The organism is Shewanella sp. 492, assembly GCF_059338445.1.
The window spans coordinates 1,355,489-1,371,564 of record NZ_CM181702.1 but is presented as its reverse complement, the minus strand read 5'-3'; the positions used below and the strand labels follow the sequence as shown (position 1 = coordinate 1,371,564).

Here is a 16,076-nt window from a genome sequence, read left to right as displayed (position 1 = left end):
TTTAGGCGAAAAAAAACCACCAATTAAGGTGGTTTCTTCCAACGTACAAGACGTTGATTTGGTGGAGCCTAGCGGGATCGAACCGCTGACCTCAACACTGCCAGTGTTGCGCTCTCCCAGCTGAGCTAAGGCCCCAAATTCACGTTACTATATATGAAAACCATAGATAACACAAAAGGTTAAATAGTGGTATCCCATAGGGGATTCGAACCCCTGTTACCGCCGTGAAAGGGCGGTGTCCTAGGCCTCTAGACGAATGGGACACTGTTGGTACGTTATACTCTGTACCGAGTGAATACTCATTGAAGCCAGTAGGCTATCGCTTCAACGCTATCGAATCGTCAACTTGTCAGTCAACCACTCAAAAAGTGGTATCCCATAGGGGATTCGAACCCCTGTTACCGCCGTGAAAGGGCGGTGTCCTAGGCCTCTAGACGAATGGGACACTGTTGGTACGTTATACTCTGTACCGAGTGAATACTCATTGAAGCCAGTAGGCTATCGCTTCAACGCTATCGAATCGTCAACTTGTCAGTCAACCACTCAAAAAGTGGTATCCCATAGGGGATTCGAACCCCTGTTACCGCCGTGAAAGGGCGGTGTCCTAGGCCTCTAGACGAATGGGACAATGTTGGTACGTTATACTCTGTACCGAGTGAATACTCATTGAAGCCAGTAGGCTATCGCTTCAACGCTATCGAATCGTCAACTTGTCAGTCAACCACTCAAAAAGTGGTATCCCATAGGGGATTCGAACCCCTGTTACCGCCGTGAAAGGGCGGTGTCCTAGGCCTCTAGACGAATGGGACACTGTTGGTACGTTATACTCTGTACCGAGTGAATACTCATTGAAGCCAGTAGGCTATCGCTTCAACGCTATCGAATCGTCAACTTGTCAGTCAACCACTCAAAAAGTGGTATCCCATAGGGGATTCGAACCCCTGTTACCGCCGTGAAAGGGCGGTGTCCTAGGCCTCTAGACGAATGGGACACTGTTGGTACGTTATACTCTGTACCGAGTGAATACTCATTGAAGCCAGTAGGCTATCGCTTCAACGCTATCGAATCGTCAACTTGTCAGTCAACCACTCAAAAAGTGGTATCCCATAGGGGATTCGAACCCCTGTTACCGCCGTGAAAGGGCGGTGTCCTAGGCCTCTAGACGAATGGGACACTGTTGGTACGTTATACTCTGTACCGAGTGAATACTCATTGAAGCCAGTAGGCTATCGCTTCAACGCTATCGAATCGTCAACTTGTCAGTCAACCACTCAAAAAGTGGTATCCCATAGGGGATTCGAACCCCTGTTACCGCCGTGAAAGGGCGGTGTCCTAGGCCTCTAGACGAATGGGACACTGTTGGTACGTTATACTCTGCACCGAGTGAATACTCATTAATGCCTGTAGGCTAAACATCAATGCTAGGTGATACGTTATACTCTGTATCGAGTGAATACTCATTGATGCCTGTAGGCGCTCTTGTTAACCAAGAATATCAATGCTTAGACAAAGTAGATGGTGGAGCCTAGCGGGATCGAACCGCTGACCTCAACACTGCCAGTGTTGCGCTCTCCCAGCTGAGCTAAGGCCCCTTACCTAACTTATCACCTTTGAGTGCACTGCAAGCATTTGCTACGCTGTGTCCCAACTGCGAGGCGCATTCTATGCAGCACACCCAAAAGTGTCAACTCGTTTTTTAGGAATTTATTCTATTTGCTACAAATTCAATCGCTTTGGAGATTCTTTGCTCACAACGAGCCTTTCCAACGAGGAATAAGGTTAAATCAACAGCAGGTGACATACCCGCACCTGTTACGGCAACGCGTAGTGGCATACCGACCTTACCCATACCAACGTCTAATTCAGTCGCGGTATCTTCAATCGCTTGATGAATTCCTTCCAATGTCCACTCTGGTAATGCGGCTAATTTTTGCTGAACCAGTTGTAATGGCTCCAGCGCTACACCACGAAGATGCTTTTTAGCGGCAGTTTCATCGAACTCAGCAAAGTCTTCATAGAAGTAACGACTAGACGCCGCCAACTCTTTAAGGGTCTTCGCACGCTCAGCCAACGCGGTAACCACTTCCGCTAGCGCTGGACCATTACTGGTATCGATGTTTTGATCGGCCATATGCCATTCAAGATGCTTAGCCACGTATTCAGGTGCTAGCTCTTTCATATAATGCTGGTTCAACCATATAAGCTTATCGGTATTAAAAGCCGAGGCGGCTTTATTGATATCATCGAGCTTAAATAGTTGTTTCATCTCATCGATAGAAAACACTTCTTGGTCGCCATGAGACCAGCCTAGACGCACGAGATAGTTCAGTAGCGCTTCAGGTAAGAAACCATCATCACGATACTGCATCACCCCTACTGCACCATGGCGCTTAGATAGCTTGGCACCATCATCGCCCAAGATCATCGCCACATGGGCGTATTCTGGAATTGGTGCACCTAGCGCTTTAAGAATGTTGATTTGACGAGGGGTGTTATTAATGTGGTCTTCACCACGCACAACACAAGTGATCCCCATATCCCAGTCATCAACCACAACACAGAAGTTATAAGTCGGTGTGCCGTCAGTACGGGCAATAATCAAATCATCGAGCAGCTCATTAGAGATTTCGATACGACCACGAACATGATCATCAAATACTACGCTGCCTTCTGTCGGGTTTTTAAAACGAATAACGAACGGCTCGTCAGTGTCTCGTGGTGCTTTATCACGACAGTAACCGTCATATTTTTGTTGCTCACCCTTGGCCGCTTGCTCTTCACGCATAGATTCGATGCGTTCACGGGTACAGTAACACTTATACGCAGTGCCCTGCTCTAGCATCTGAGCAATGATTTCGTTGTAACGGTCAAAACGCTTGGTTTGGTAGTATGGACCTTCATCCCAATTGAGTCCCAACCACTGCATGCCTTCTAATATGGCTTCGCATGCTTCAGGTGTTGAACGCTCTATATCGGTATCTTCGATACGTAAAACAAATTCACCTTGGTTAGCACGGGCATATAGCCATGAATAAAGTGCAGTACGAGCACCACCTACATGTAAAAAGCCGGTAGGACTTGGAGCAAAACGCGTCTTAGTCGTCATAATGGGACATAAACCTATTGTCGAAAGTCTAGAGTAGACTGAACTATTAAATGTGGTGGCTATTCTAACAGCCAAACCCACTAAGAGAAAATACTCTGCATCATATCATTGCGATAAGCCATCATCGACAGCCACCACAAGGCTGCCACAAACTAAATGTACACTTGGTGCCTTTAATCATTAATATTGGAGCCACTCATTTAAGGTAAGCGTAAGGTAAGCGCATTTATACTTTATACAGGACATTAATCTAATGAGTATTGAAACAGACTAATAGATTCGCTTTGATACCCAAAAAGCAATTATTGAGCAGTATCGGTCAATGACCTCTCGAATCTAGCAATTAAAAACGCTAACTCGACTTACCTTAAACTGGACTATGGTAACGGCTCCCAATAAAGAACCTCAGTAGCACAAGGTTATGCTGCCTCTAAAAGCCAGGCTTTATCTTTAGCAAGTTGAATTGCTCCCAGTGATTCAATGAGACCCCCTAACACAACAGACAATATTTAATCGCTTCAAGCTGATGTAAGCCCCCTCTCTGTTTAACATTAACGCAGTCCGCACAAATTTGAACCGGACTAACGTTTTTATCGAAAAAAGCGTTGACACTCGATCAACGCTCCCTATAATACGGCCCCACACAGCGAGGTCGATTAGCTCAGCTGGGAGAGCACCTCCCTTACAAGGAGGGGGTCACTGGTTCGAGCCCAGTATCGACCACCATTCTTTTCATAAAGAATTAAAACATTATGAAATCCCAGGTCGATTAGCTCAGCTGGGAGAGCACCTCCCTTACAAGGAGGGGGTCACTGGTTCGAGCCCAGTATCGACCACCATTCTTTTCATAGAGAATTAAAACATTATGAAATCCCAGGTCGATTAGCTCAGCTGGGAGAGCACCTCCCTTACAAGGAGGGGGTCACTGGTTCGAGCCCAGTATCGACCACCATTCTTTTCATAGAGAATTAAAACATTATGAAATCCCAGGTCGATTAGCTCAGCTGGGAGAGCACCTCCCTTACAAGGAGGGGGTCACTGGTTCGAGCCCAGTATCGACCACCATTCTTTTCATAGAGAATTAAAACATTATGAAATCCCAGGTCGATTAGCTCAGCTGGGAGAGCACCTCCCTTACAAGGAGGGGGTCACTGGTTCGAGCCCAGTATCGACCACCATTCTTCTCATAAAGAATTAAAACATTATGAAATCCCAGGTCGATTAGCTCAGCTGGGAGAGCACCTCCCTTACAAGGAGGGGGTCACTGGTTCGAGCCCAGTATCGACCACCATTCTTTTCATAAAGAATTAAAACATTATGAAATCCCAGGTCGATTAGCTCAGCTGGGAGAGCACCTCCCTTACAAGGAGGGGGTCACTGGTTCGAGCCCAGTATCGACCACCATATTTCCTCTTTTGCATTACAATTCCCTATTTAGAATTAATCAGCCTATTAGCCATAAGTTTTGGTTCAAATTTGTCATTGCTAAACGACTCGCCTCGACTATTCTTCAATAATATTGAGTTCAACAACCGATGAGTATTGGTGGTTATTATGGCCGAAGTCACACAATCTGCCTCACTGGCAAGTATTGCAGCCTATTTAAAGCTCACTCATGAATGTGATGAGCAGCAAGCTATGGTTGAAGCTAAAGAAGTCATGCAGAATTTAGTGGCTATGCGGCAAAAAGGCTTTATTACAGGCTGGTATTTTGATGCTCACGGCCATTTAGAATTATTACCTAGCGACGCTATTATGAAACGAATTGACCCAATAAAATAACGCTACCAACAAGAGTTACAGTAACTTAGCGAGTGAGTAGGTGCTGTTTCTCTCAAGATACTCTCTCTTGTACGCTACAGCATAAAAAACTAAGGATTTGATAAACCCTATTCCCACTCTTCTTATTCCCTCCGCCCGCTATTCTACCTAATCTGACATTACGTCACTCGATGCTTACTCCATTTATTTAGTCGTGATGTTGACCATAACACTCAGAACTCGCTCACTTTCTCGCACAACGTCAAACTCCTTACCAACATGAGTACTAACTAAATGAGTACTCAAATCCTGCTGCTGGATAAGGCTTGCGACCTAAATGGGTCATTTCCCACCCATTTAGGTTAATTTAACTGGCGAGATCTGCCCCATTAGTCAACTCGCTGAAACACAGCACTAAATGCAACCTATTGAGATCTTTGGTTTTACATAAAAATAACATTTATGGCCCACTCCTTGCCTATACTTCCCTATTAAGTTCATCAGTAAACTCAGCCTTTGTGGCCCATAAAGCCAAAAGGATTAATAACATAAGGGAAAAAATATGAGCATATCAAACACCAATTTCACTCTGCACTCACTTAAACGGCTGGCTAAGCTAACCTCGGTAGTAACCTTATTAACTGCCAGCCTGTCGGTGTTTGCCGCCCCAGTAGAAATTAAGTTCTCTCACGTGGTTGCAGAGAATACGCCAAAAGGCCAAATGGCCCTTAAATTTAAAGCCTTAGTCGAAGAGCGACTCCCTGGCGAATATCAGGTAAACGTCTTTCCTAATTCTCAGTTGTTTGGTGACAATAACGAATTGTCAGCATTACTGCTCAATGATGTGCAATTTGTAGCACCGTCGCTGTCTAAATTTGAACGTTACACCAAGAAACTACAAATTTTTGATTTACCTTTCCTATTTCAAGATATGGAAGCGGTTAATCGTTTTCAACAAAGCGAGTCAGGACAAAAATTATTAAACTCGATGAAGCGAAAAGGCCTTGTCGGGCTTGGTTATCTTCACAATGGCATGAAGCAGTTTTCCGCCAGTAGCCCACTGATCTTGCCGGAAGATGCTGGCGGCAAAAAGTTTCGCATTATGGCATCTGACGTTTTGGCTGCCCAATTTCAAGCAGTCGATGCGATACCGGTGAAAAAACCCTTCTCAGAAGTGTTCACGCTACTGCAAACACGTGCTATCGATGGTCAAGAAAATACCTGGTCAAATATCTACTCGAAGAAATTTTTCGAAGTGCAAAGCCATATTACCGAGAGTAATCACGGCGTTTTAGATTACATGGTGGTGACCTCTGATGAATTCTGGACATCACTCCCAAATGATAAGCGTAAAGTGATCAAAGCTGCCTTAGATGAAGCGGTTGCTTATGGTAACGAGATTGCGGCGGCCAAAGTCGATAAAGATAAGCAAGCCATTATCGACTCTAAGCGCTCAGAAATTACCTATTTGACTCCAGAACAACGCGCCGCTTGGGTCACTGCCATGAAGCCAGTATGGGCACAGTTTGAAGATAAAATTGGTAAAGATCTTATCGAAGCCGCCGTCGCTGCAAACAAATAACAACAATAACGATTCGCTAAGCTAATAGGGATGTATTGAGGCCGAGCTCACGGCTGGCGGCCTCTTTCCTATTTAAGGAGCAACAGAGATGATATCTCGTGTATTTTCATATTTTGAAGAAGGTGTGCTCAATGCGTTAATCACCACCATGACGGTGTTGGTGTTCGCTGAAGTGATTGCGCGCTTTTTCTTTAACACAGGTTTTCTGTGGATCCAGGAACTGACACTCACCCTGTGTGGTTGGTTTGTATTATTTGGTATGTCTTATGGTGTGAAGGTCGGCGCCCACATCGGCGTCGATGCCTTTGTCAAAAAACTACCCAAAAAAGGCCGTAAAGTCACCGCTATTATTGCCGTCATTGTCTGCTTAATTTACTGCGCTATGTTTTTACAAGGCAGCTGGGATTACCTTGCAAAAATGTACCAAGTGGGCGTACCGATGGAAGACATCGACTTACCGCACTTTTTAATTAGCCAGCTTGACCCAGACAATGCCTGGGAATATTTACGCATCGATGTTGAAGAGCCCGCCGTACCACTGTGGATGTCACAAAGTATCTTATTAATTGGCTTTGCATTACTCACATGGCGTTTTATCGAATTAGCTATCGCTATTTTACAAAATAAAACTGATGGTTTTAGTTTTGCCGATGAAGCCAAGGAAAGCATGCATCTTGCTGAAAATAACAGTGATAAGCCTGATGTTGGCACCAAGGGAGATAAGTAATGACGATTGCCATCCTGTTTATTAGTCTGTTTCTGTGCATGCTCATCGGTATGCCTATTGCCATTGCGCTAGGTTTTTCTAGCATGCTCACCATCTTATTGTTTTCTGATGACTCACTGGCCTCAATCGCCCTTAAACTGTATGAGTCGACCTCTGAGCATTATACCCTGCTGGCGATCCCCTTTTTTATTCTCTCCTCAGCCTTCTTATCAACCGGTGGTGTGGCGCGGCGGATCATCGACTTTGCCATGGACAGTGTTGGTCATATTCGTGGCGGATTAGCCATGGCCTCTGTCATGGCCTGTATGCTCTTTGCTGCGGTCTCTGGTTCATCGCCTGCAACCGTTGCCGCCATTGGCTCTATCGTCATCGTGGGTATGGTGCGCGCGGGCTATCCGGAAAAATTTGCCGCGGGCGTTATTACCACCTCAGGGACATTAGGCATATTGATCCCCCCTTCCATCGTCATGCTGGTTTACGCCGCCGCTACCGAAGTGTCTGCAGCCAGAATGTTTATGGCAGGGTTAATACCGGGATTAATGATGGGGCTTTTACTCATGCTCGCCATCTACATTGTTGCGCGTATTAAGAAACTCCCCTCTCGCCCTTTCCCAGGGGTAAAAGTACTGGCCATATCGAGCGCTAAAGCCATGGGCGGCCTAGCGCTAATTTTTATCGTACTAGGTTCCATCTATGGTGGTATTGCCAGCCCTACTGAAGCTGCTGCGGTAGCGTGTGTTTACGCTTACTTTATTGCCGTATTTGGCTATCGCGATATTGGGCCACTAAAAAATGTCAGCTGGCGAGAGCGCGGCGAGTCCCTTCTAAAGGCTTGTGCACGTAATATCGGTTTTATCTTGCTTGCCGTGCTTAAAACCCCGGTGGACAAAGAGATCCGCCACGTGGTCAGAGATGGCGCTAAAGTCAGTATTATGCTGCTGTTTATCATCGCTAATGCGATGTTATTTGCCCACGTGCTCACCACTGAGCGCATCCCACACTTAATTGCCGAAACCATCGTTGGCATGGGGCTTCCCGTTTGGGGCTTCCTCATCATAGTCAACCTGTTACTGCTAGCTGCAGGTAACTTTATGGAACCCTCGGCAATTTTGCTCATCATGGCGCCGATTTTATTCCCAATCGCGACGCAATTGGGCATTGATCCTATCCATTTAGGCATCATCATGGTGGTCAATATGGAGATTGGTATGCTCACCCCGCCGGTAGGGCTCAACTTGTTTGTGACCGCGGGTATCACGGGGCGCAGCATGGGATGGGTGATTCAATCCTGTTTACCTTGGTTGCTATTGTTGCTGTTCTTCTTAGCACTGATCACTTACGTTCCACAGATCTCGTTATTCCTGCCTGAATATATTGATAAGTTAAATGGTTATTAAATAACTTGATTTTAATTAACAATTAAGTGAGTCTGGCAACGGTAGCTTTCCCCTTGCCAGACTCACTATTGTTGATGCGGACATGCATTTTATGTCAATGAATATAAAAACAAAAAAATACCTCAGCGTCACTTTGATTATCGCATTAGGCCTAGTGCTGGTATTAAATATCGCCTATTGGTTTCATTTAGATCATGGCTACCAGCAGACTCAACGTCAATCTGCCGCGCAGATGAAAGAGCTGGTCAGTTTTCTATCGGGCGCCCTATCTCGTTATCAAAGCATCCCTCACGTACTGTCGAAAAATCCATTATTGGTCAACGCACTGCAGCAACAAGGTGACACAGGCCCCCTCAGCGCATTAAATCAGTATTTACAAGAGATCCAGAGTATCACCGAAGCGCTCGATATCTATCTGGTCAATGCCAACGGCGATGCCATTGCCGCCAGTAATTGGCAGCAAAGTTACTCGTTTATCGGACAAAACTTTGCCTTTCGCCCCTATTTCCAACAAGCGATAAAGGGCCAACTCGGACGCTACTTTGCCGTGGGCACCAGCTCCAATAAACGCGGCTATTACTTCTCTTACCCCATCTATACTAGCGGACAACGTCAATCTGCAGAGCAAGTGCAACCAGAAATTCTTGGTGTGATAGTGGTAAAGGTCGATGTTACCGAGATAGAACAGCACGGTACCGGTATGGCCAGAGCCAGCAATTATGAATTTGCCATTAGCGATCCCGATGACATCATCTTTATCTCGAGCGCCCCACAATGGCGTCTGGCCGCTTTCAATGCGGTAACACCCGAGCGGCAACAGCAGATTAAGCAGTCACGCCGCTATGCCGATAGAACTATCCACGAATTAACCATTGAGCCGCCATACACAGATCCAGCGGATAAGCGCTACCCTATCTACCGGATTAACCACAGCAATAACAACGCCATTGACTACATGGACAGCCAAACAGTAATGGCAGAGGCTGGTTGGAAATTGCATATCCTAGCCCCTATGGCACCAACTTATCAGGCTATGCCGCCCTTATTGCTGCTTTATGGCGCCTTATACCTGTTAATAGCCCTAGCCTTGCTGTACGCCGTTGAGCGACGTAAAAACAGCCTACGAATGCGTCACGCACACGAACAGTTAGAGCAAAGAGTACAAGAACGAACTCAAGCTTTAGAGAGTAGCCATCGACAACTCAAAGAGACCCAAGATGAGTTAATCCAAGCCGCTAAGCTCACCGTGATAGGCAGTTTATCGGCCAGTATCAATCATGAGATCAATCAGCCCTTGGCCGCTATCCGCAGTTACGCCCAAAATACCCAAACCTTACTGGCCAGAGCCAAGTGGGATGATGTAGGGCGTAATATCATCACTATCATAGAGTTAACCGACAGGCTGGCCGCTATCGTGTCGCAATTTAAAAGCTTCACCCGTAAAAGTGCTGGCAATGAGAAAGCCACCAACGTAGCCCAGTGCATCAACGATGCCTTAACCATTATTCAGCCAGAAGTCGATAAACAGAGGGTTGAGCTGCAACTTAATGTCGACGATAACCAGATCCATATTTGGTGCGATCCTATCCGGCTACAGCAGGTACTGGTGAATTTAATGAGCAATGCCATTAAAGCCATGCAACACAGTTCGCCTAAACAGTTGATTATCGGCGTAACGGTGACGGATAGAGTCAGCATTAGCATCGAAGATAGTGGTTCTGGGATTGAAGAGAGCCAAATGAAAAAAATCTTCGACCCCTATTACACTTATTCTCGCCATGGGCTCGGCCTTGGTTTGTCTATTTCACGGCGGATCATCGAAACCATGCAAGGGCAAATAAGCGTGGCTAACCGCATAGAAGGCGGCGCCATTTTTAACATTACCTTGGCCACATATACACCAGGAACGCCATGATGCTAACCGATGAACTAACACAATACGACATAATTATTGTCGATGATGAACCCCTTATCGGCTGCGCATTGGTTCAGTTATTTGAGCTGGAATCATATCGAGCAATCGCCCTTACCGAGCCGCAACAACTGATGCACGCCTTACCTCAAAACTGGCCTGGGATAGTGATCTCCGACGTGAATATGCCACATATCGACGGCTTAACACTGATGGCGGATCTCTTAAGCCAAGATAAAGATATCCCTATTATCTTACTCACAGGGCACGGTGATATCGCCATGGCGGTGCAAGCGCTAAAACAGGGGGCATACGACTTTATTGAAAAGCCGTTTAACAACGAACATATGCTCGACATTGCAAAACGCGCCCTAGAAAAACGCAGCCTGACGCTGGAAAATCGTAGCCTCAAAAAGGAGCTCGAATCACACAGTACACCTGGGCCGCGCATTCTGGGTCACAGCCCCGGCATAAAGCAGATGCGCCATATTATCGAACAGGTGATCGACATGCCCGCCGACATCTTAATCGAGGGAGAAACCGGTACAGGTAAGGAGTTAGTGGCGCGCTACTTACACGATCATAGTGTCCGCAGCGCCGCCAATTTTGTTGCCATCAATTGCGGTGCGATCCCTGAAACCATTATCGAAAGTGAGCTATTTGGCGCAGAGGCCGGTGCCTTTACCGGAGCCGACAAAACTCGCATAGGTAAGTTCGAATACGCTAACGGTGGCACCCTGTTTCTCGATGAGATTGAAAGTACCCCGCTGGCCTTACAAGTAAAGTTACTGCGCGTGCTTGAAGATAGAAAAGTAGAGCGACTGGGGTCAAACAAGAGTATTGCCTTAGATATTCGCATCATTGCCGCAACCAAGATGGACCTTAAATCCCTGTGCAATACTGGTGAATTTCGCCAAGATCTCTTATATCGCCTCAACCTTGTCACCATACCTATCCCTGCGCTGCGTGAACGCCGGGAAGATATTCCACTGTTATTTTTACACTTTGCCCGTGTCGCATCGGCGCGTTACCACAAAGCACTTATTCCACTGTCGACAGAAAATACCGCTCAGCTGATCTCTCATGATTGGCCAGGTAATGTCAGGGAGTTAAGAAACCTTGCCGAACGCTATGTCCTGCTTGGCGGCGAAGCAGCCTTTGCCACATCGATGACCCCAAGCCATCAACTCAATGCCAATATGTCACTGCAGCAACGGGTAGAATTTTTTGAGCGCCTGTTGATTGAGGAGGCGCTCAATGTCAATAAAGGCAGTATTAAACTGACCATGCAGCAGCTCGAATTACCGCGTAAAACCCTGTATGACAAGATGCAAAAATTTGGCCTCAACCGTAAAACCTTTATCCAATAGGCATTGGCAGTCACTGTAGATAAACCGTCGAGGGGTTTGCCTTAACCTGCTACATCGGCCAAAGATACGGGCACGCGCCGCTGAGCGCGTGCCAAATACAGTACCAACACGGCCACCAGCGATAACACCACTAGGCTACCTGCCACAACGCCATTCCAGCCCCAATGCTGCCAAAAGGGTAATAGATAAGGGCCACCTATCGCCGCACCAAGATAGTAACTGCACAGATACAAAGCGGTGGCTTTAGCTCTATGCTGCTGTGCACGCTGGGCTACCCAAGCATTACAGACGCTATGAAAAGTGAAAAAACCAAAACTGGATAAGATAAAGCCAGCCACAATCGCCTCACTATTATCGAGCAAGGTCACCATGCTCCCCAGACACATCATTAATGTCGACAACACAAATAAGGGTTGGCGGCCTAATTTATTCACCCATTTAGCGGAGCGAAAAGAGGCATAAGTGCCACTTAAATAACAGAGGAAAATCAAGGTCACCTCAAAACGCCCCCAGTTAAAGGGCGCTTGCATCAGGTGCAACTGAATATAACTAAATTGATTGACCATCACCATAAAGGCCATAGCACCCAGTAGATACAATTTAATCATGGTGCTATCGCTAAGGTGTAACCAAAACCCTTGGGCGTCGCTGCGCTGAAAACGTAATTTAATCTCGCCACGCTCGGCGCGAATTTTATCGCGATTAGGCAACAGCCCTATCACGACTAAGGTACCAAGGGCGGTAATGCTGCACAGTAATAACATCGACTGTTGCCAATTAAGATATTGCGTCATGACACCACCGAGTAATCGCCCAGCAATACCACCCAAACTGTTGGCCGCAATGTAAACCGCTCCCGCTTTCAGTAAAACCGACTTATCGAGCATATCTTTGAAATAGGCCATCGAAATGGCGGGCACCGCCGCCAATAGAGCCCCTTGGATCAAGCGCAGTGCAATCAAACCACTAAACTCTGTCACAAACAGCAACATGACATCGGCAAGTACTAGCAGCCCTAAACTCCACAACAGTGGCTTTCTGCGACCAATTTTGTCCGACAAGGTGGCATAAAACAGCAATGAAAAGGCTAACGAGAAGCTGGTCACTGACAGCAGCAATGTGGCGTGCGCGGGTAATACATGAAAACTACTAGCAATGAGTGGCAGCATGCCTTGCACCAAATATAAATTGATATACACAACCACAGAGGCTAAGGACAGCCCCCATATTAATCGGGTTTGCAGTTGTTGATGACTCATGGGTGACACACTTCTCTGTTATCTCAATAGACACAGGCTAGCATTAGCCCTAACATAACAAAAATAGATTATTTTGATTGAGTCCATATTATTTTGTTATGGATATATCTTGCGCTCAGTCGGTTTAGCTCCAAGATTACTTTGGTGTTTAAAGAGCTAAGATACCGTTGAACAAGGGCTAAGATAACCTTACTAACGACCCTAGCGATAACAGCACTAGCAACTAACCAACTCAGTGAGCAATGATGTGGATATCAAACAACTTAAACATTTCGATGCCTTAGCCACCAAAGGCAGTTTCACCTTGGCGGCCAAACAACTCAATATTGCCCAGCCGGCACTAAGTCAAAGCATCAAACGATTGGAAACCGATTTAGGGGTCACCCTGATCAATCGCAATAAACATTATCGCGGCCAAGATGGCAGTCGTTTGACCCTCACCGCCGAGGGTAACGCCCTGCATCAGCACGCTTGTCTCATCATCAAGCAACTTAAGCAGGCTGAGGCACACATCAAATCGATGGCGAACCTGACTAAGGGAGAAGTGCGCATTGCGGTGCCCGGCATGCTGGGCTCTTACTATTTACCCTCGCGCTTAATGGCCTTTCGCCATCGTTATCCCGATTTGAAACTGTCATTATTTGAGGGCGGTACCCGCGACAGTTTGCGCATGTTGCAAAATGAAGAGGTCGATATCGCCATCATCACAGGGCAAGATCTGCAAGCCAACTTCGACAGTCACCTACTGCTGAGAGAGCAAATGGTGGTCGCCCTAGGTGAAGATCACCCACTGGCAGACCAAAGTTGCATCACCCTGCCACAATTTTTCCAACATGAATTGGTGATGTTTAAACCCGGTTACTTTCATCGAGAATGGATGTTGTCTCAAGCCAAACAGCTGGGATTGGAGGCCAATATCGCCTTTGAAACCAACTTGATCAACCTGATTAAACAGGTGGTGGCACAAGGCTATGCCATCACGAGTGTGCTAGAGATGGTGATAGAGCAGCGCGATAATATTTTGGCGCGGCCCTTTTCACCTGCGGTCTATCTAGATTTGTATATTGCTTGGAACAAAGACCGCCCCGTCGGGCTGGCTGACCGAGCCTTTGTCGACTTTCTGATGACCCATCGCTAATACCGGCTAGACGGGGATTAGGCCATATCAGCTCATTAAGGTTAGCCAAATTAGATCTCACTGCGCATCGGCTTGCAGCTCGGGGGAGGCGTGAATAAACGCATCAAGTTGTAGGCAATTATCATAAATACGCTCAATATGCGGATAGGCGCTCAATGCAACATTAAAGCGCTTGGCGTTATATACCTGAGGGATTAAACACAGATCCGCCAAGGTGACAGTATCACCAAAGCAGTAACGCCCGGCATAGGTTGCCAATTGGGTTTCAAGCGCGCTAAAACCACTGTGGATCCAGTGGTGATACCATGCCGATTTAGCCGCTTCATCAAGTCCCGCCGGGCCACTTAAATATTGCAGCACTCTGAGATTATTAAGCGGGTGGACTTCACAGGCGATAGCCAGTGCCATGGCGCGCACTATGGCTTTATCTTTCACATCATGGGGCAAGAGGGGTGGCTCGGGATAAACCTCATCGAGGTATTCAATAATCGCCAGCGATTGTGATAACGCCAGTTCATCATCATCCTCAATTAAGGTTGGCACTAACTCCTGAGGATTCAATGCGGCGTAATCAGCTTGATGTTGCTCACCGCCCGCTTTAACTAAATGTATCGATTGATGCTCAACATCGACACCTTTTATATTCAGTGCGATGCGTACTCGATAAGCGGCGCTCGAGCGCCAATAACCTAATAATTTCATGCTCCACTCCCTATGCCGAAAAACCCTGGCGACAAAAACGGGGCGCATTACTGTCGCCCCGTATTACACGTGCTGGTCAATTTACCCTTGGTATTTCACTACCTGCTGATCGATAGCACCAAATATCGATTGCTCATGTTCATCAAGCATTTCAATACGCACCCTGTCGCCAAAATGCATAAACTCGGTCGATGGTTTACCATCGGCAATGGTTTCTAACATACGGGTTTCCGCTAGGCAGCTCGAGCCAGCGCTGCGATCGTAATTAGAGATAGTACCTGAGCCAATAATCGCTCCAGCCCCTAAGGGACGCGTCTTGGTAAAGTGGGCAATCAACTGACTAAAATTGAACGTCATATCCTCACCACAATTAGGTCGACCGAAGAGTTGATTATTGAGATGGGTAATTAAAGGTAAATGCACCTTAGTATCTTGCCACTTATCGCCAAGCTCATCTGGGGTGACCGCCACTGGCGAGAAACTGCTTGAGGGTTTTGATTGGAAAAAGCCAAAGCCTTTGGCCAGTTCAGCCGGAATTAAGTTACGCAGTGATACATCGTTCACCAACATGATCAACTTAATGTGCTGAGCGGCAGAGTCCACATCAGTGCCCATAGGCACATCGTCGGTGATAATCGCCACTTCTGATTCAAAATCGATGCCCCACTCTTCACTTGCAAGCTCAATATCGGCCTTAGGTGCAATAAAGCTATCTGAGCCACCTTGATACACTAAGGGATCGGTCCAAAAGCTTGCTGGCATCTCGGCGCCGCGGGCTTTACGGACTAATTCCACGTGATTGACATAGGCACTGGCATCGGCCCATTGGTAAGCGCGAGGCAGGGGCGACAGACATTTGGCTTCATCAAAATCGATAGCATTATCAAGCATGCCACTGTTGAGCGCTTCATAAAGTTCTTGCAGCTGAGGCTGCAGTAAATCCCACGCATCAAGCAGTTGCTGCATAGTATGTGCGATGGCTGGCACGGCAACAGTTTTGGTTAAATCCTTACTGACCAGCATTAACTGGCCGTCACGGCGACCATTATTGTAACTCGCTAACTTCATAGCTACTCCTCAATATTCTTATTGGTGATGGCACCGCAATGGCCGTGCATCGTT

General features: G+C 46.7%; 11 protein-coding genes and 16 tRNA genes. 14 read left to right on the top strand and 13 right to left on the bottom strand.

Annotated elements, in window-relative coordinates:
- Nucleotides 1-59: 59 nt before the first annotated feature.
- The 10 genes from AC5YBX_RS06225 to gltX all read right to left on the bottom strand — a co-directional run bounded on the left by AC5YBX_RS06225 (nucleotide 60) and on the right by gltX (nucleotide 3,106).
- Nucleotides 60-135: transfer RNA gene (locus AC5YBX_RS06225), tRNA-Ala, on the bottom strand.
- Nucleotides 136-187: 52 nt separating this feature from the next.
- Nucleotides 188-263 (bottom strand) — tRNA-Glu (locus tag AC5YBX_RS06220).
- Nucleotides 264-369: 106 nt separating this feature from the next.
- Nucleotides 370-445, bottom strand: a tRNA-Glu gene (locus AC5YBX_RS06215).
- Between the two features lie 106 nt (nucleotides 446-551).
- Nucleotides 552-627: transfer RNA gene (locus AC5YBX_RS06210), tRNA-Glu, on the bottom strand.
- Nucleotides 628-733: 106 nt separating this feature from the next.
- Nucleotides 734-809: transfer RNA gene (locus AC5YBX_RS06205), tRNA-Glu, on the bottom strand.
- Between the two features lie 106 nt (nucleotides 810-915).
- Nucleotides 916-991, bottom strand: a tRNA-Glu gene (locus AC5YBX_RS06200).
- Nucleotides 992-1,097: 106 nt separating this feature from the next.
- Nucleotides 1,098-1,173, bottom strand: a tRNA-Glu gene (locus tag AC5YBX_RS06195).
- Nucleotides 1,174-1,279: 106 nt separating this feature from the next.
- Nucleotides 1,280-1,355: transfer RNA gene (locus AC5YBX_RS06190), tRNA-Glu, on the bottom strand.
- A 161-nt stretch (nucleotides 1,356-1,516) separates the two neighbouring features.
- A tRNA-Ala gene (locus tag AC5YBX_RS06185) sits at nucleotides 1,517-1,592 on the bottom strand.
- A gap of 104 nt (nucleotides 1,593-1,696) precedes the next feature.
- Nucleotides 1,697-3,106, bottom strand: a complete 1,410-nt coding sequence (gltX, locus tag AC5YBX_RS06180; RefSeq protein ID WP_494519567.1) for a glutamate--tRNA ligase — start codon at nucleotides 3,104-3,106, stop codon at nucleotides 1,697-1,699.
- Between the two features lie 650 nt (nucleotides 3,107-3,756).
- Between gltX and AC5YBX_RS06175 the strand changes: the two genes are divergently transcribed.
- The 13 genes from AC5YBX_RS06175 to AC5YBX_RS06115 all read left to right on the top strand — a co-directional run bounded on the left by AC5YBX_RS06175 (nucleotide 3,757) and on the right by AC5YBX_RS06115 (nucleotide 11,855).
- A tRNA-Val gene (locus tag AC5YBX_RS06175) sits at nucleotides 3,757-3,832 on the top strand.
- A 37-nt stretch (nucleotides 3,833-3,869) separates the two neighbouring features.
- Nucleotides 3,870-3,945, top strand: a tRNA-Val gene (locus AC5YBX_RS06170).
- Between the two features lie 37 nt (nucleotides 3,946-3,982).
- A tRNA-Val gene (locus tag AC5YBX_RS06165) sits at nucleotides 3,983-4,058 on the top strand.
- Between the two features lie 37 nt (nucleotides 4,059-4,095).
- Nucleotides 4,096-4,171: transfer RNA gene (locus tag AC5YBX_RS06160), tRNA-Val, on the top strand.
- Between the two features lie 37 nt (nucleotides 4,172-4,208).
- Nucleotides 4,209-4,284 (top strand) — tRNA-Val (locus AC5YBX_RS06155).
- A gap of 37 nt (nucleotides 4,285-4,321) precedes the next feature.
- A tRNA-Val gene (locus AC5YBX_RS06150) sits at nucleotides 4,322-4,397 on the top strand.
- Nucleotides 4,398-4,434: 37 nt separating this feature from the next.
- Nucleotides 4,435-4,510 (top strand) — tRNA-Val (locus AC5YBX_RS06145).
- Between the two features lie 150 nt (nucleotides 4,511-4,660).
- Entirely contained in the window at nucleotides 4,661-4,888 is a 228-nt protein-coding gene (locus AC5YBX_RS06140; RefSeq protein WP_494519568.1) for a hypothetical protein, read from the top strand.
- 541 nt (nucleotides 4,889-5,429) lie between these two features.
- Nucleotides 5,430-6,449, top strand: coding sequence for a TRAP transporter substrate-binding protein (locus AC5YBX_RS06135; RefSeq protein ID WP_494519569.1), 1,020 nt, complete (start codon nucleotides 5,430-5,432; stop codon nucleotides 6,447-6,449).
- A gap of 88 nt (nucleotides 6,450-6,537) precedes the next feature.
- A complete protein-coding gene (locus AC5YBX_RS06130; RefSeq protein WP_475516366.1) occupies nucleotides 6,538-7,176 on the top strand; it encodes a TRAP transporter small permease in 639 nt (212 codons plus the stop codon).
- Complete coding sequence (locus AC5YBX_RS06125) at nucleotides 7,176-8,573, top strand: TRAP transporter large permease (RefSeq protein ID WP_494524598.1); 1,398 nt, start codon at nucleotides 7,176-7,178, stop codon at nucleotides 8,571-8,573. Before AC5YBX_RS06130 ends, AC5YBX_RS06125 begins: the two co-directional genes overlap by 1 nt.
- A 91-nt stretch (nucleotides 8,574-8,664) precedes the next feature.
- On the top strand, nucleotides 8,665-10,488 hold the full coding sequence (locus tag AC5YBX_RS06120; protein WP_494524597.1) for a sensor histidine kinase: 1,824 nt from the start codon (nucleotides 8,665-8,667) through the stop codon (nucleotides 10,486-10,488).
- Nucleotides 10,485-11,855: a sigma-54-dependent transcriptional regulator gene (locus AC5YBX_RS06115; RefSeq protein ID WP_494524596.1), complete on the top strand. Its 1,371-nt coding sequence runs from the start codon at nucleotides 10,485-10,487 to the stop codon at nucleotides 11,853-11,855. Before AC5YBX_RS06120 ends, AC5YBX_RS06115 begins: the two co-directional genes overlap by 4 nt.
- 41 nt (nucleotides 11,856-11,896) lie before the next feature.
- Here AC5YBX_RS06115 and AC5YBX_RS06110 read toward each other — a convergent pair whose 3' ends face one another.
- Nucleotides 11,897-13,114, bottom strand: a complete 1,218-nt coding sequence (locus AC5YBX_RS06110; RefSeq protein WP_494524595.1) for an MFS transporter — start codon at nucleotides 13,112-13,114, stop codon at nucleotides 11,897-11,899.
- A gap of 247 nt (nucleotides 13,115-13,361) precedes the next feature.
- Here AC5YBX_RS06110 and AC5YBX_RS06105 point away from each other — a divergent pair, with 247 nt between their 5' ends.
- The gene (locus tag AC5YBX_RS06105; protein WP_494524594.1) at nucleotides 13,362-14,252 is read left to right on the top strand and encodes a LysR family transcriptional regulator; all 891 of its coding nucleotides are present in this window, start codon (nucleotides 13,362-13,364) and stop codon (nucleotides 14,250-14,252) included.
- 57 nt (nucleotides 14,253-14,309) lie between these two features.
- On the opposite strand, the gene maiA is transcribed toward AC5YBX_RS06105, so the two are convergent.
- Together maiA and AC5YBX_RS06095 are read right to left on the bottom strand one after the other, a co-directional pair.
- A complete protein-coding gene (maiA, locus tag AC5YBX_RS06100) occupies nucleotides 14,310-14,954 on the bottom strand; it encodes a maleylacetoacetate isomerase (protein ID WP_494524593.1) in 645 nt (214 codons plus the stop codon).
- Nucleotides 14,955-15,035: 81 nt separating this feature from the next.
- Nucleotides 15,036-16,022, bottom strand: coding sequence for a fumarylacetoacetate hydrolase family protein (locus AC5YBX_RS06095; RefSeq protein ID WP_494524592.1), 987 nt, complete (start codon nucleotides 16,020-16,022; stop codon nucleotides 15,036-15,038).
- Nucleotides 16,023-16,076: the final 54 nt, after the last annotated feature.

Excerpts from the sequence above, each read along its gene's own strand:
- gltX (WP_494519567.1), bottom strand. The coding sequence starts at position 3,106 with ATGACGACTAAGACGCGTTTTGCTCCAAGTCCTACCGGCTTTTTACAT.
- AC5YBX_RS06140 (WP_494519568.1), top strand. The coding sequence starts at position 4,661 with ATGGCCGAAGTCACACAATCTGCCTCACTGGCAAGTATTGCAGCCTAT.
- AC5YBX_RS06135 (WP_494519569.1), top strand. The coding sequence starts at position 5,430 with ATGAGCATATCAAACACCAATTTCACTCTGCACTCACTTAAACGGCTG.
- AC5YBX_RS06130 (WP_475516366.1), top strand. The coding sequence starts at position 6,538 with ATGATATCTCGTGTATTTTCATATTTTGAAGAAGGTGTGCTCAATGCG.
- AC5YBX_RS06125 (WP_494524598.1), top strand. The coding sequence starts at position 7,176 with ATGACGATTGCCATCCTGTTTATTAGTCTGTTTCTGTGCATGCTCATC.
- AC5YBX_RS06120 (WP_494524597.1), top strand. The coding sequence starts at position 8,665 with ATGTCAATGAATATAAAAACAAAAAAATACCTCAGCGTCACTTTGATT.
- AC5YBX_RS06115 (WP_494524596.1), top strand. The coding sequence starts at position 10,485 with ATGATGCTAACCGATGAACTAACACAATACGACATAATTATTGTCGAT.
- AC5YBX_RS06110 (WP_494524595.1), bottom strand. The coding sequence starts at position 13,114 with ATGAGTCATCAACAACTGCAAACCCGATTAATATGGGGGCTGTCCTTA.
- maiA (WP_494524593.1), bottom strand. The coding sequence starts at position 14,954 with ATGAAATTATTAGGTTATTGGCGCTCGAGCGCCGCTTATCGAGTACGC.
- AC5YBX_RS06095 (WP_494524592.1), bottom strand. The coding sequence starts at position 16,022 with ATGAAGTTAGCGAGTTACAATAATGGTCGCCGTGACGGCCAGTTAATG.